Origin of the sequence: uncultured Legionella sp., assembly GCF_937871865.1 — a bacterium.
Lineage (GTDB): Bacteria > Pseudomonadota > Gammaproteobacteria > Legionellales > Legionellaceae > Legionella.
This window is the reverse complement of record NZ_CALMPD010000087.1, coordinates 17,187-31,856: the sequence shown is the minus strand read 5'-3', so window position 1 is coordinate 31,856 and position 14,670 is coordinate 17,187. Positions and strand designations below refer to the sequence as shown.

Below are 14,670 nucleotides of genomic sequence, written 5' to 3'. Positions count from 1 at the left end.
ATGATCACTATAGAGAAAAATTGATGGGTTTTTAAACTTTGATGCTCTTGCCCTGCAGAAGGAGCTTAAGGTAATTAGAGCAATTATTCAGTAAAAACAGCATCATTTTTAAGTTCTTCTTTGGTCAATTAAATGCCATTAGTATTCATTTCCCAAGCGGGTTATAATTTGTTTTTAATTTTTTAGGTGAATTGCAGTGAGGCATAGCCCACGTAAACGTTTTGGCCAGAATTTCCTCCAAAATAAACACGTTATTGATGATATTTTGCGGGCGATTAACCCTCAGGCCGATGACAATATATTAGAAATCGGGCCTGGTCTGGGCGCTTTAACTCAACCCTTACTTCGTCAATTAAACCAATTGACTGCTGTGGAAATTGATACTGATTTACAAGAGTATCTGAAAAGCCTTCCTATAGCACAGGGTAAATTAAATTTAATCGCTGCTGATGCTCTAACCATTGATTACAGTCAGTTTGGCCCTGATTTAAGAGTTGTAGGCAATTTGCCCTATAATATTTCTACGCCATTACTCATCCGTTTATTGCGCTATATTTCATCTATAGACGACATGCATTTTATGCTGCAAAAAGAAGTGGTCGATCGTATGGCTGCGGGGCCAGGCACCAAAGCATACGGGCGTTTGAGTGTGATGTTGCATTATCATTGTGAGGTAGAACATTTATTTGATGTTCCCCCTGAGGCCTTTGATCCGCAACCTAAAGTGGATTCGGCAATCGTCAGACTTATCCCTTATCGTGACTCTCCGTATGAACCAGTCGAAGTGGAGCACCTGGAGCGCATCGTTGCCAGCTCGTTCGCCATGCGTCGAAAAACCTTAATTAATAACCTGAAAGGGATAGTATCGGCAGCGGAATTAGATGAATTACATATTGATGGCAGAAAAAGACCTGAACAAATTTCTGTCGCTGAATATGTTCAACTAGCGAAATTTATTTCCAAATAGTGTAAAATTATATGATATAGCATTGTGGAGGTCGTTTTGTTTCATCGTCAACGGAAAGTTCCATCATCAACGCAAGCCAAATCAATTAAAGATTTGACCCGTTTTGTGCGGGCTGATCAATTCTTGCTTGAAAATAAAAGACCGGTGTTATTACAGAAAATGGTTGAACTGAGCGGTTTGGAAGAGTCGCGCTATGAGAGCTTATGCGCAGTGCTCATTGAGAACCTGGTGAATTATTGCCAAAATCTCCCCGAGACTACCAACAGTTATTATTCTCAACCTGGTGGGTTGGTTGATCATGCGTTGAATAGAACCGAAGCTGCTTTGAGTTTGTTTAAGGAGTTCGTAATTCAAGACAAATCTGATTTATTATCAGAGGAACAAAAACTCTGGCAATATGCACTTTTCAGTGCGGCTATTTTACAAGGTATTGGTAAATTATTTGTTGATTATCGCATCAATTTATACGATGCCAATGGTCAATTATTAAAACAATGGAACCCCCTTTTAGAGAGTTTGACCAATACCGGGAGTAATTACGATTTTGAATTTTTGAAAGAATCAGACGTTGAATTTCGTCGTCGTTTGAATATCTTACTTGCCAAAGCGTTAATGCCTCTGAGTGGGTTTGCCTGGATAGCTTCTTATGCCCAGGTGCTTGCTGTCTGGCTGGCCTTACTTAATGAAGACACGCGCTCTGCTGGAACTTTGGGGGCGATTCTAATTCGGGCTGATGCAATAGCAATACAGCGTTACGTTACTGATTTTATGGTCCGAAGTGGTGTAAGCCGCGGTGGGCGTTATGGCCGATCGGGTACCTTTGCGGGCGGGGTTCCCGTCACCATTGCTGAAAAAGAACAGGCTATGGGAGTGGAGTTCCTTCAGTGGTTAACCAAATCTCTGGATGAAGGCCGTATTATGATTAATAAGGCACCATTATTTATGGTTCCTGGCGGTATGTTGATGTCGCAGGAAATGTTTCAGTTATTTGTGCGTGAACACCCAGAATATAAAAACTGGCAAGCGGTGCAAAATGGGTTTTTATCTTTAGGCCTACACAGTAAAGGTATTGCCGGGAGTGTGATTGGACGATTTGAGCAGGCTCATACCCAACACATGCAAAGTGGTATTGTATTTTCCGAATATGCTGTTGTCTTACCGGGTTCTGTCAAGGTGCAATTAAATACTGGGAAAATTGAAAGCATGTCCGCAACGGAATTGGTACATAAAGCACAACACATCAGCCAGTTTACACAACAACACAACACTATTGCTGTTGCCCCATTGCAAAAAATAGGAGCAGCAGGACAGTGGCTGACCGTTGAAAATGACGTATTGCCTTTAGTGCCTGTCCCACCGGGAGCACGTGGTGCCTGATTATGCCATAGGTGATGTGCAAGGATGCTATGAACCCTTACAGCGTTTGCTTGAGCTGATTGACTTTGATGATACTGTTGATCGCTTATGGTTTGTTGGGGATCTGGTCAATCGCGGGCCTGCATCTCTTGCCGTCTTACGCTTTATTAATCGCCTGCCAGTGAAACCCAATATTACTTTGGGAAATCATGATTTGCATTTACTGGGTTCCTTATTTGGAGGAAGACCCTGGAAAGGACATGATGACACCATTCAGGAAGTCTTACTGGCTTCTGACGGCGAAGAGTTAGGGCATTGGTTAAGACAACAATCTATCTTGTGTTATTCCGCAGAACTGAATGTAGCTATGTGCCACGCAGGTATTGCACCATTATGGGATTTACCAAAGGCTGTTGCTTTAGCACATGAGTTGGAGGCAGTACTCGCAAGCGAGCACTATAGTGAGTTTCTGGCCCAAATGTATGGCAATAAACCAGACATCTGGTCTGATGATTTATCAGGGATGGGGCGGTTAAGAATGATTACCAATTATTTTACTCGAATGCGTTTTTGCAATGATAAGGGGCGATTGGAAATGAGTTTCAAAGGGGCTATTTCCAAAGCGCCTCCACATGTATATCCCTGGTATGAGGTTCCTAACCGAAAAGAAATTCCAGCCGATATCGTTTTTGGTCATTGGGCGGCATTGATGGGGCAATGCCCAAATCCAAGAATCCACGCCATAGACACAGGGTGTTTATGGGGGGGAGAGCTGACTGCCTTAAGACTGCAGGACAAGAAGCGATTTTCAGTACCAGGAAGATGAATACCTTATTTTTAATAAACAACAGGCGATGACACTAGTGAGATTTTTATTTAAAGACACACTGTTATTACAGATATTTCTGTTGTTTAGTCTATTGGGCACTGCTCTATGCTCTGCTCAGGTTCCTGCCCCCGTTGAAAAAAAATCGCTCTATAATTGGGTTAATGATCCGTTAAATGAAGCAATACAGGTGGAGCAAGCTGGGGTTAGATTAAGAAAGGCAATCAATAATCCTGAGTTTATGCTTGATAATTGGATAGAGTTGCCCACCTCACCAGTTGCACGCAGTAAAACCATGTACCATCTTACGATAAGAGAAGCTATTTTATTGGCATTACGCTATAACCCTAATATACAAAATGCAGAATTGGACCGAATCATTCAGCGTTATCAGTTACGTTTAGCGCATAATGAATTTGAACTACAATATGCACTTGGTGCATCTGGTGCGTTGCAAAAAAGCACTTTTAATGGGGTAGGAACAGCGACCACCAATACCTTTCTGGCCAGCCCGGAACTGGCGCTAAAAACCAAATTAGGCACTAAAGGTACCTTTGGTATTGATAATAATATCGGAGCCAACAACAGTTTTAATCCTGTACTTAATCTGTCAGTGACCCAGCCTCTGTTACGAGGTTTCGGTCCTTCTGTTAATGAAGCCGGTCTATTGGATGCCATTGATAATGAGTGGATTAATAAATTAAGTTTACGGCAATCAGTAGTTGATCAAATAACACAGGTTATCCTGGCCTATCGTTCACTTATTTTAAGCGGTAATAATTTACAAAATCAGCGTCTGCAATTAAAAGAAGCTAAAAAATCATTTGATATTAATGAGAAAAAAATAGCTGCAGGACAATTGGAACCGACGGGAAATATTCAGCAATCGTATCAAATTGAATCGTTGAGTTTGTTGGTTGAGCAAGGTGAAAATGATTTTAAAATTGCTTCTCAGGATTTATTACAAACCATAGGTCTTGATCCCGACATGCATTTATCGGTGCCCAGCGATGTGACTTTAAAAAAAATCGTCGTCCCTGATTTACAGCAATCGATTGAAATTGCTCTGAATCACAACGTGCATTATCTGGCCCAAAAAATGGCTTTGCGTGCTGATGAACGTGCTTATAAAATCGCGAAAAATCAACAATTGTGGCAATTGGATTTGGCGGGAACGATACAAAGTGGAACGGTAAATGATGTTACGGGCAGCAATTCAGGGGTGCGCGGCATTTATAATGGCAATAATGTTACAGAGTCAGCGCGTGTAACTCTTACTGTACCTTTGCATGATATAGGGCGCCGCAGCCAACTAATCAACGCGAAAGTACGCTTGGAAAAAGACAGGATAAACCTCATTGCGGCAAAACGAGCTTTAGTAACGAATATAACCAACATTATTAATAACATTCAAAGTTTGGCAAAGCGTTATGAGTTAGCCCAAAAACAAGTAAAACTGGCTGAGCAATCTTATGCTTTGGAAAAGAAAAAGCAGCAGGCGGGAATATCCAGTGCCCTGGATGTAAATAATACCCAGAATCAGTTGATTCAAGCGCAATCAGGATTAATCGGAGCAAAGATTGCGTATCTTAACCAGTTATCAGCCCTGCAACGGACTTTAGGAACTACGCTGGACTATTGGCAAATTAAACTAAGGTATGGCGGATGAACACTTATGCTAAATTGATCATAGGAATACTGTTTACTATTAGCCTTATGGCATGTGGCAGTCATGAAAAGGAAAAAAACACTGAGTTAAATGAATTCAAGGTAACACCGCAACCTCTGCGTAAAACCTTGCATTTTACGGGTACCATTCAGCCTTTACGGGAAAGTACTTTATCCAGTCCTATGGAAGCAGTGGTTGAATCGATGAATTTTCATTATGGACAGATGGTTAAAAAAGGCGATGTGGTTTTAACCTTAAATTCCAATGAATTACAAAAACAATACAACGATACCTTAACTGATTATTTAAAGGCAAAAGACAGCTATTCGATAGCAAAAGCCAAATTCGTGGGGACGCAGGAGCTGTGGGATGCTGGTTTGTTATCCAAGAATAATTTTTTGAGTGAGAAATCTGGTGTGGATACTGCACGGGTCACCTTGATGCAGGCGACCCGTAAGCTTACCGAAATGTTAGACAAAATGGATGATAAAAATTCTCAAAATTTATCCTCTTTAAGTTTGGCTGATTTTGATAAGGTTAGGAAAATATTAACGTCAAACCATAATATTATACGTTTAAAGGCGCCTGGTGATGGAGTGATGCTTTATCCTCCTAAATCAGGCGATGATAAAGCGACTCGGGTTACGGTAGGCTCTACGGTAAAACCCGGACAGGTTATTGCCTTGATTGGTGATTTAAAAGGCATCAGTGTTGAGATCGATGTTCCTGAAATTGATATTGATAAAATCAGGCCCGGTATGAGTGCAACGATTAGTGGCATCGCTTTTGGAAAACATCGTTTAAAAGGAATGCTGGTTGCAGTTAATGCCCAGGCATCCAACTCCAGTGGCGGTGGCTTGCCATCCTTTACTGCGGTAGTTGAGGTGAAGTACTTAACCCCAGAACAACAACCCTGGATAAAAGTGGGCATGAGTGCGGCGATTGAGCTGAATGTTGACAGTGACAATCAATTATTAATTCCTATCGCTGCCGTTACGCGAGAAAAAGGAAACAGCATTGTTAATTTGCAATTGGCTCAGGGTACTATCGAGAAACGCATTATTACTACAGGACCTGCTCAGGCTGACTCTGTGGTTATTGAATCCGGGCTAAAAGAAGGTGATGTGGTGGTTTATGATTAGTGAACCCTTAATTCAACTAAGGGATTTAGTAAAGGCTTATCATCTTGAAGGGGTTAGCACTACTGTTTTAAAGGAGGTTTCGCTGGCTGTTCATCAGGGTGATTTGTTGGCAATAGTCGGGGCTTCTGGTTCTGGTAAATCAACATTAATGAATATTATTGGTTTATTGGACAAGCCTGATTCTGGTTCTTATATCCTGAAAAATAAAAATGTTGCCGGATTAAGTGATGATGAGTTGGCTGATTTACGCAATCAAAGTATTGGGTTCGTTTTTCAACAGTTTAATTTGCTTCCTCGTTTCACCGCACTACAAAATATAGCCTTACCACTTACTTATAGAGGGACCAGTGCCGTTGAGATAAAAGAAAAAGTTTTTCATGTGCTGGAACGAGTAGGAATGGCAAAATATGCTCGCCACAGGCCAACCCAGTTATCCGGTGGGCAGCAACAACGAATAGCGATTGCAAGAGCTCTGGTTACGGAGCCTCAGGTTATTTTGGCGGATGAACCTACCGGTGCACTGGATTCGCGTACCGGTACAGACGTCATGAATTTATTTTTAGCGCTACACGCCGAAGGGCGTACTATTATTATGGTCACTCACGATGAACATGTGGCGGCACAATGTAGGCGAAGAATTACTCTGGCTGATGGCGCTGTCATTGCGGAGTCTGTCCAATGAATTTTGCAAGCCACTGCCAGCAGGCACTTATCAATCTGACCGCAGCAAAATTGCGCTCTTTTTTAGCCATTCTGGGGATTTTGGTGGGTACTGCTGCTGTGGTTGCTTTAATCAGCTGCGGCCAATTAGCTACCGAAAAAGCCTTGGAACAATTTAAAGCCTTGGGAACGGATCTGCTCGCCGTTTCTGTGTATCAGAAAATGCCCAGTAAATCGCGTAGTGGCGATGATTCTCTTTCGGCAGATCAATGGCAACGATTATCTGAACAAATACCGTATGTAGTAAAAATCGCTCCTTACAGCACTGCTTATCAACCCTTAAGTTTTCAGGGGAAAGTGATGCAAGGGGTGGTTATTGGAGCTGATGAAAATCTGGCTGGTATTGTTAATGTACGTTTAATGCAAGGCCATTTTGTTTCCTTTGTCGAATCTTTTGAGCATTTTTGTGTTATTGGCGATGGCTTGGCGCAGCAAATAAAAGAAATCAGCATGGATGATCCTATTGGGAAGCAGTTACGCATTGGCCAGTCGTTGTATACTATTATTGGCGTTGCTGAACATTGGAAAGAGAATGGTTTTTTTAATGAAGACATTAACCAGGCAGTAATTATTCCGTTAGCGGGTATTCGTTTAGTAAGTAAAGATGCAAAAATAAATAATGCGGTAATGCTTCTCAAGCCGGACAGTCCCATAGATGAGGTCATTGATCATATTAAGCACCTTATTAATTCAATGGTGCCTAAATTAAGTGTGTTTCCCCGCAGTGCCAAGCAGATTATAGCCAGCATGGAGAGTCAGGGAAGAATTTTTACCCTGCTGCTTGCGGTCATTGGCGGTATTTCTCTTTTGGTTGGTGGCATTGGGGTGATGAATGTCATGCTGGTATCGGTAAGTGAGCGCAAAAAAGAAATTGGAATACGCAAGGCCGTAGGAGCCAAAAACAGTGAAATTCAAGCTTTATTCCTGGTCGAATCAGTAATGCTTTCTCTGTTGGGAGGAATTCTTGGTGTGTTACTGGGATTATTGTTTACCCGAATTGTCGCATATTTTAGTGATTGGATTTTTTCAATCTATTTGCTCCCTCCTGTAGCGGGTTTTCTGGTTTCGGCGGCAACGGGCATTTTCTTTGGCTTTTATCCTGCCCGCCGTGCAGCAAAACTTGAGCCTATGGTGTCCTTACGTAGTGAATAAGAAGCCTATATTGCATTGATAATATAACTATTTTACTATGCTATTAGTGCTCTATCTCTAAATGGACTTTTTTATGATAAAAAAATCACTGCTCCTTTCTTTTTTATTTGTTGGTTTTAGTTCACTTATTCACGCGGAACCGACAGCTCAGCCCACTACTCCATTGCCATCAAGCTATATGCCTGTAGTGCTTAATGAGACCTTTCAATCTATTGTCCAGCGAATGAGTGCTGCAAAACAGGCAATTAATGAACGGCAACATTCATTGTTAGAGCAACGCTATGATTTGAGTAATACTCCTTCCAAAACCGCCACCATGTCTAATGGCAAACCGATTCAGACTGGGGTTCGGGTTAAATTGCCGCAAGGAATGACCTGGGATGCCCTGGCCAAAATGACTCCTGACGAGATAAAAAGTAAAGGTGTATTCCCTTCTGGATTCTTGCCACTGCCTCATCCCAATCATCCGGAAGGAGGCATGTTATTCCCCCAATTCACCATAGATGATATTAACAAACAGGAAGGCAGAGATTTAACTCGTTTTGATTTGGATTTTGATATTCCCGATCATTTCCTCCCCCCTCATCCGGCCCCTATTTTTTTAACTACCAGGCCTGATCTGGGTGATGTATCCCAAGGAAAACTGGTGACTATTGATAATTATTTTGAATTATTTAATGGTCTGTTAAATCCGAAACAACTGGAAGGGTTACGCTTACTGGTGACTCCTTTCCCTCAGCAGCAATTCAACCAGACTGATGATCGCCGTACGCTTAAGCCTAGCCGTGGTGTTGCCTGCTTTGATTGTCATACGAATGGACATACCAATAAAGCAACACATTTGGTTGGCGACATTAGACCGCAGGAGTTCCGTCATCGTATCAACACGCCCACTTTACGCGGCCTGAACATCCAACGTTTATTTGGTTCACAACGCGCCTTGAAAACCGTTGAGGATTTCACCGAGTTTGAGCAACGAGCAGCCTATTTTGACGGAGATCCGGTGATTGCAACCAAGAAAGGGGTGAACATTCTGGAACGAGGTAGTCAGGTGCATTTCATGTCTGAATTTGAGTCCATTCTTGATTTCCCTCCTGCGCCTAAATTGAATTGGGAAGGAAAGTTGGATCCTGCCAAAGCAACTCCTGCCGAATTGCGTGGACAAGAACTGTTTTTTGGCAAGGCGAAGTGCGCAAGCTGCCACACTCCTCCTTATTACACCGACAACACCATGCATAATTTGCAAACTGAGCGATTTTATGGTCCTCAAATGATCAATGGCATGAAAGCAGTAGGCGATGGTGCAATTAAAACATTCCCATTAAGAGGGATCAAAGATTCTCCTCCTTATTTACACGATGGCCGTTTGTTAACTTTGGCTGACACGGTGGAGTTCTTTAATCTGGTCTTAAGTTTGCAACTGACTGCTGAAGAAAAGGCAGATCTTACCGAGTTTATGCAAGCTCTCTAATACCGTTATTCGTATATCAGCGCCTTCACTAAGTTTTCGATACCGATTTAGTGAGGGCGCTGTATTGATAAAGCCTATTGGCAATCGGTTACTGTTTATCGAGGGATAGCATTATATTTATGTTGAAAAAAAAAGTGAGTTGTTTATAATTTAATCTAACTTTCTTTGTACATATAAATTCCATTATGCAACATAAATTTTTTGATTCAATTAGTTTTTCTGGTTTATCCTCCATCTCGGAACATCAGCAAGATATGAATGATATTGCGAGTACCATAATTCTTCCTTCTGTTTATTCTGATGATAGTGAGGATACTTCCATCGAGGAAGAACAGTGTTATGAGCTCGATCACTATCTTTTAACACTGGAAATAATGAGCAAAACGATTAGCGCGCTCTCTGCCAAAGCGCAAGAAAAAAAATATGAATTTAATTGTATTAGCTGTCGACGAGAAGAACTAATGGCATTATTGGACGCTCGTGTTACATGTCCAGTAGCACAACGACAACAGATAATCTATTTAAGCGAGCAACATTGGTCTGTTTTAGACGTATCTTTTGTTGATGGGCAGGTTCATTTTATTTTATATGATGCCGCCAACAGTCTATGTTTTGTCATTCCTACCTTAATGGAGTTGCGCAACAACTATCCATCTGCCGCAATTACTTATCTTGGAGCAAACTTTCAAAAGGAACGTTACAGCTGCGGTTATTTTGCTCTGGATGGTGCTTACAATCTGGGGAAAATTAATAATCTTCCAAAAACGCTGGAATCACATCCAGCCGAAGAGCCTCTGAGCTTGCTTGCCTTGGTGAACGCTTTTTATGAAAATGAGCAGGAGCAGTGGATTTGCCAATATGATAAGGAACAAGTAAACCAGGTGTTAATGAGCATTAAAAGGTACAGTATTAGTAACTGGCCAAAAGAACTGGGTTCTCTAGCGAAAATGATCCAAAACAAAGCCTTTTTTGAGCTGTTTTTTTCTGAAAAAGGTTATGTGTGTCACAATGGAAAATCTTTGGACGAGCAAGTTGAGCAGTTCTTTAGAATCAATTTTGCAAATGGCAATTGGATTTCCGACGCAGTTAGCATTAAAAAAGAAAAAATAGATCGCATTACGGCACAGCATTTTGGAACAGCAGATAATTTCTTCACTTCATCAGAATCTCTGCAAAACGACAGCCCCCCAACGGAACTGACTCGTGCCAAATCTATTCCTTAAAAGCCTCAAAAGAGGCTTATTTCATCATTGATGCCAGTGCAATGCATCCTTTCCCGGCATGAAGACCTATGGCGGTGGATACCGATTCAACAAATGCAGGGGGCTGGCCAAATGCTTCTGTGGTTAATTGGGCAAATTGCATCACTTTTTCCGGAGCTCCTGCATGGACCAGGCCGTAGGACTCCAGCGTATGATTTTGTCTGATAGACTGAACATGAGAAACTATTTTGGCTAAGGCTTTAGTTTCACTAAAGGCTTTATCAAACATAGAGGCCTTGCCGGTATTATCGATATGGATAATTGGTTTTATATGTGCTAATTGTGCGATTTTTCCGCTAAACTTACTGACCCTTCCGCTGCGGATTAGAGATTCAAAATTTTCTACATACACATAAAAGCCTACTTTGGGGATTTTTAAAGTGAGTTCTTGTTTTATTTCCTCAATAGGCATGCCGGATGCAATTAACCGAGCAGCGAAGCTTACCAGTAAGCCCAGTCCCCCTGAGGTCTGGTTAGAATTTATTACGTGAATATTGGATGCTTGTTCTGCAGCCTTCACTATGGCATCGTGGGTTCCACTTAAACCCTGGGAGATAGGAAGAACGAGTACGTCATCGTAGTGTTCTGACAGGTGTTTTAATTGCTCTTCCAGTAGTGCCGGGGAAGGAAAAGATGTTTTGGGATAGGTTTTTAGTTCGCTTAAATGATCATAGAAGGTATCTTGATTCAAGCATATTCTGTCTAATAAATTATGTCCATCCAAATGGATGTTCAATTGGATAATATGTACCTGATGAGCATCTAATAAATCTTGAGGCAGATCGGCACTGGAATCGGTTACTAACGCAATAGGGTATTTTCTTTGATGAATCATTTGAAACTGACGTAACATATCCTGTGCTTTTGCCTGGGTAATTGTGCCAGAGGTAAAAAGCGACTCGAAGACAACAGACGGTTTGGTGCAGTGCACGTGAAAGCGACATAAACTGGAATTACCGCTGCTAACGACACTGTCGCCATATTGTTCTATCTGAATGGCGACGGCTGCTCTATCAAGAGACTCTCCCGTCAGGGTAATCTCCGTACAATATCTTTGTTGCGGTGGTTCCCCTGCTTCGGGGATGTCATGATGAGGGTGGCATGATTCTTCATGGTGGTGATTTTTGTCAATCATTCGTGGATTTGTTAGGTATTCAGCAAATCCCCTGATAAAATGATAGAATCCTAAGGCGCCAGCATCTACAACCTGCGCTTCTTTTAACACGGGCAGAGTAGTCGCTGTGCTTTGCAATGCTTGTTCTACCTCAGGCAGGCTATGGTCAATCAGCTCTTTGAAGCCGGTTAATTTATGTGCTGTTGTACTGATGCTTTTTGACCATGCGTCAATTACGGTAATAATTGTTCCTTCAACAGGATGAAGGATTGCTGAACGAACACTCTGGCTGGCATTAGAAATTAATCTGGAAAAAGTAGCAGTATCTATTTGTTCTGATGTCAGTTTAGTTTCGGTAAGCCCATTAAAAAATTGGGAAAAAATCATGCCTGAATTTCCACGGGCGCCCACGAGAGCCGAATTGGCTAAAGAGTGTAACGTTTCGTCCATAGTGGTTTTTACGGACGAGTTATTAATAACGGCTAACGCTGTTGCGGACATATTATCGCCAGTGTCTCCATCGGCTACAGGAAACAGGTTGATGGCATTTAGGTTTTCGCGGTTAGAAATTATAGAATCACAAGCCATTAAGAATGCTGAATGAATCGCTTGTGCGTCTAAATGATTGATTACCATGGCTGCTATTTTTAAATTAATGGTCTATCTTATAAGAATACACCGATAAGTCATTAATTTAAACGAGAGATTTGTTTAAAAAGTAAAAGCAATAAATGCTGGTTGAACATACCAACCAGAAAATTATAATTATAAAACAGGGGAAGAGCTATGAAAAAGTGGGGGCTCGCTATAATAGCAGTGCTGTTATTCAATCAAGTTGCCTTTGCAAACAAACAATGGACTGATTGGGTGGCTGGCGTTAGAGAAGAAGCATTACATCAAGGGATTCCACCCAGCCTTTTTGATGAAGCGTTCGCAGGAATAAAAGAACCCAGCCGCCAGATTAAGAGTTTTATGCATTCTCAGCCAGAACATCGTTTAACCTTTATGAAATACCGTAATACTCGCGCCGATAACTATCGAATAGCTATAGGTCGTAAAGAGTATAAGAAGAATAAAGAGGTTTTAGACCAGATTGGCGAGCAGTATGGGGTTAATCCTTGCTTCATTGTGTCTTTCTGGGGTATGGAAACCAGTTATGGTACCTATATGGGAAATTTCCCTGTTATCAAAGCCTTAGCTACTTTGGCTTATGACTCCAAACGTAAGGATTTTTTCCGTAAAGAATTATTTCTTGCTTTACACATTCTTAATGACGGCCATGTTAGCCTCAATGATTTTAAAGGGGAATGGGCTGGTGCTTCAGGACAGCCTCAGTTTTTACCTTCGAGCTGGGTAAGATATGCCGTTGATTATGATGGCGATGGCCGAAAAGATATCTGGAAAAGCAAGCCTGATGTATTTGCTTCAATTGCCAATTACATGAAACAAAATGGCTGGAAAACCGGTGAGCCTTGGGCAATACAAGTTAAGTTACCTGCTAATTTTGATATGAAAATGGAAGGTAAGACTATTGTAAAACCAGTCAGTGAATGGAATGCTTTAGGAGTCAGGACAGAGAGTGGGCAGCCACTTCCTTATCAGAATTTGACTGCTAGTGTTGTGCAACCTTATGGCGGCCCTACATTCCTGGCATTTCCAAATTATAAGATGATATTGCGCTATAATAATTCCATCTATTATGCAGGGGCAATCGGATTTATGGCGGACAAAATTTGTCAGGCGCAATAATTGAGTAGAGTAGATGGTGTCATCCTGTATAGGGGCAGGCACTGCCATTAAGTTAAGCTGTTAGCTCGTATTAGCTAGTGCAATATAAGGATCCACGAGGATAGAGCTACTTTTCCCCGCATTACGCGATGCTAATGCGGGCTACGAAATGGAACTCTACTCCGTGTCGATGTCGCGTTGATCCGAAGCAGGGGTAATTTTTCAAATTATGGGTACCGAATTACCGTGGCTTGACCACGGTATCCAGGAAAGATTATTCTCTGATCCGAGTATTCGCGCAGTATCGGCTAAGGACAACGTTAACATCGCCCGCCTGCGGGAACGTACAGTTCTTGAGGATAGAAACGTGAACAAGTATCTTGATAAAACGACCAGTCTTACTCCCGATGCAAGACGCATTATCTGTGATAAGGCTACAGAATACCCAAACAGTGGCATATACAATAGGGTAAATACGGAAGGCACTTATTTATGCAGGCGTTGTGGTCTTGCTTTATTTCGTGGTTCCAGCCAGTTCAGCTCTGGTTGTGGGTGGCCCAGTTTTGATGATAATGTGGTACACGCTGTAAAACAAATACTTGATCGAGACGGTAGGCGTACAGAAATATTATGCGCTCGTTGTGACGCTCATTTAGGACATGTGTTTACTGGAGAGTCGTTCACTCATAATAATCTGCGCCACTGTGTTAATTCAGCCTCTCTTGATTTTGTAAGCGATACACTGGTTCTTGATAGTCAGGAAGCCATCGTTGCTGGCGGTTGTTTTTGGGGCGTTGAGCATTTTTTAAGGTTGATTCCAGGAGTACTACAAGTCGAATCGGGTTATACCGGAGGACATACTCTTAACCCTGATTATAATGAGATTTGTCGGGGTACTACAGGGCATTACGAAGCCGTACGCGTACTGTTTGATCCTGCTAGAACTGATTATTATCAGGTGGTAAAACGATTCTTTGAAATTCATGATCCGACACAAAAAAACGGCCAAGGGCCTGATTTGGGTCAACAATATCAAAGTGCGGTATTTTATTATAATTCTGAGCAATATCAGGTTGCGCAATCACTGATCCAGACATTACAAAAAAGAGGCTATCAGATGGCTACCAGGTTGTTGGAAATACAAACTTTTTGGCCAGCAGAAGAGTACCATCAAGAATATTATATAAAACATCAGAAAACCCCTTATTGTCATCGCCCGATGAAGCGGTTTGAAGATTAGGGTTTCATGTAAAAACGTACGCC

The 14,670-nt window shown here is 41.7% G+C and carries 12 protein-coding genes; 11 read left to right on the top strand and 1 reads right to left on the bottom strand.

The genetic code is table 11. The features are described from left to right. Positions 1-196 precede the first annotated feature (196 nt). The 9 genes from rsmA (at position 197) to Q0495_RS05175 (ending at position 10,526) form a co-directional block, all read left to right on the top strand. Entirely contained in the window at positions 197-967 is a 771-nt protein-coding gene (gene rsmA, locus Q0495_RS05215; RefSeq protein ID WP_298623841.1) for a 16S rRNA (adenine(1518)-N(6)/adenine(1519)-N(6))-dimethyltransferase RsmA, read from the top strand. A 36-nt stretch (positions 968-1,003) separates the two neighbouring features. Further along, complete coding sequence (locus tag Q0495_RS05210) at positions 1,004-2,344, top strand: TraI domain-containing protein (protein ID WP_298623838.1); 1,341 nt, start codon at positions 1,004-1,006, stop codon at positions 2,342-2,344. Beyond that, positions 2,337-3,149 (top strand): symmetrical bis(5'-nucleosyl)-tetraphosphatase, encoded by an 813-nt coding sequence (locus Q0495_RS05205; protein ID WP_298623836.1) that lies wholly within the window; start codon positions 2,337-2,339, stop codon positions 3,147-3,149. The genes Q0495_RS05210 and Q0495_RS05205 overlap by 8 nt, the downstream gene beginning before the upstream one ends. Before the next feature lie 37 nt (positions 3,150-3,186). Beyond that, positions 3,187-4,818 carry a TolC family protein gene (locus Q0495_RS05200; protein ID WP_298623834.1) on the top strand — a complete coding sequence of 544 codons (1,632 nt, stop codon included), beginning with the start codon at positions 3,187-3,189 and terminating at the stop codon, positions 4,816-4,818. Further along, a complete protein-coding gene (locus tag Q0495_RS05195; RefSeq protein WP_298623831.1) occupies positions 4,815-5,960 on the top strand; it encodes an efflux RND transporter periplasmic adaptor subunit in 1,146 nt (381 codons plus the stop codon). Before Q0495_RS05200 ends, Q0495_RS05195 begins: the two co-directional genes overlap by 4 nt. Continuing rightward, positions 5,953-6,642, top strand: coding sequence for an ABC transporter ATP-binding protein (locus Q0495_RS05190; RefSeq protein WP_298623829.1), 690 nt, complete (start codon positions 5,953-5,955; stop codon positions 6,640-6,642). Before Q0495_RS05195 ends, Q0495_RS05190 begins: the two co-directional genes overlap by 8 nt. After that, the gene (locus Q0495_RS05185) at positions 6,639-7,832 is read left to right on the top strand and encodes an ABC transporter permease (protein WP_298623828.1); all 1,194 of its coding nucleotides are present in this window, start codon (positions 6,639-6,641) and stop codon (positions 7,830-7,832) included. Before Q0495_RS05190 ends, Q0495_RS05185 begins: the two co-directional genes overlap by 4 nt. A gap of 73 nt (positions 7,833-7,905) precedes the next feature. Further along, positions 7,906-9,303: a cytochrome B6 gene (locus Q0495_RS05180; RefSeq protein ID WP_298623826.1), complete on the top strand. Its 1,398-nt coding sequence runs from the start codon at positions 7,906-7,908 to the stop codon at positions 9,301-9,303. Positions 9,304-9,488: 185 nt separating this feature from the next. Next, entirely contained in the window at positions 9,489-10,526 is a 1,038-nt protein-coding gene (locus tag Q0495_RS05175; protein ID WP_298623824.1) for a hypothetical protein, read from the top strand. A gap of 16 nt (positions 10,527-10,542) precedes the next feature. Here Q0495_RS05175 and Q0495_RS05170 read toward each other — a convergent pair whose 3' ends face one another. Continuing rightward, positions 10,543-12,315, bottom strand: a complete 1,773-nt coding sequence (locus Q0495_RS05170) for a DegV family protein (protein WP_298623823.1) — start codon at positions 12,313-12,315, stop codon at positions 10,543-10,545. A 150-nt stretch (positions 12,316-12,465) separates the two neighbouring features. Between Q0495_RS05170 and Q0495_RS05165 the strand changes: the two genes are divergently transcribed. Together Q0495_RS05165 and Q0495_RS05160 are read left to right on the top strand one after the other, a co-directional pair. After that, positions 12,466-13,428 (top strand): lytic murein transglycosylase, encoded by a 963-nt coding sequence (locus Q0495_RS05165; protein ID WP_298623822.1) that lies wholly within the window; start codon positions 12,466-12,468, stop codon positions 13,426-13,428. A 346-nt stretch (positions 13,429-13,774) separates the two neighbouring features. Further along, on the top strand, positions 13,775-14,647 hold the full coding sequence (locus Q0495_RS05160) for a bifunctional methionine sulfoxide reductase B/A protein (RefSeq protein WP_298623820.1): 873 nt from the start codon (positions 13,775-13,777) through the stop codon (positions 14,645-14,647). The last annotated feature ends 23 nt before the right edge of the window (positions 14,648-14,670 follow it).

Excerpts from the sequence above, each read along its gene's own strand:
- Q0495_RS05185 (WP_298623828.1), top strand. The coding sequence starts at position 6,639 with ATGAATTTTGCAAGCCACTGCCAGCAGGCACTTATCAATCTGACCGCA.
- Q0495_RS05170 (WP_298623823.1), bottom strand. The coding sequence starts at position 12,315 with ATGGTAATCAATCATTTAGACGCACAAGCGATTCATTCAGCATTCTTA.
- Q0495_RS05175 (WP_298623824.1), top strand. The coding sequence starts at position 9,489 with ATGCAACATAAATTTTTTGATTCAATTAGTTTTTCTGGTTTATCCTCC.
- Q0495_RS05165 (WP_298623822.1), top strand. The coding sequence starts at position 12,466 with ATGAAAAAGTGGGGGCTCGCTATAATAGCAGTGCTGTTATTCAATCAA.
- Q0495_RS05190 (WP_298623829.1), top strand. The coding sequence starts at position 5,953 with ATGATTAGTGAACCCTTAATTCAACTAAGGGATTTAGTAAAGGCTTAT.
- Q0495_RS05195 (WP_298623831.1), top strand. The coding sequence starts at position 4,815 with ATGAACACTTATGCTAAATTGATCATAGGAATACTGTTTACTATTAGC.
- Q0495_RS05180 (WP_298623826.1), top strand. The coding sequence starts at position 7,906 with ATGATAAAAAAATCACTGCTCCTTTCTTTTTTATTTGTTGGTTTTAGT.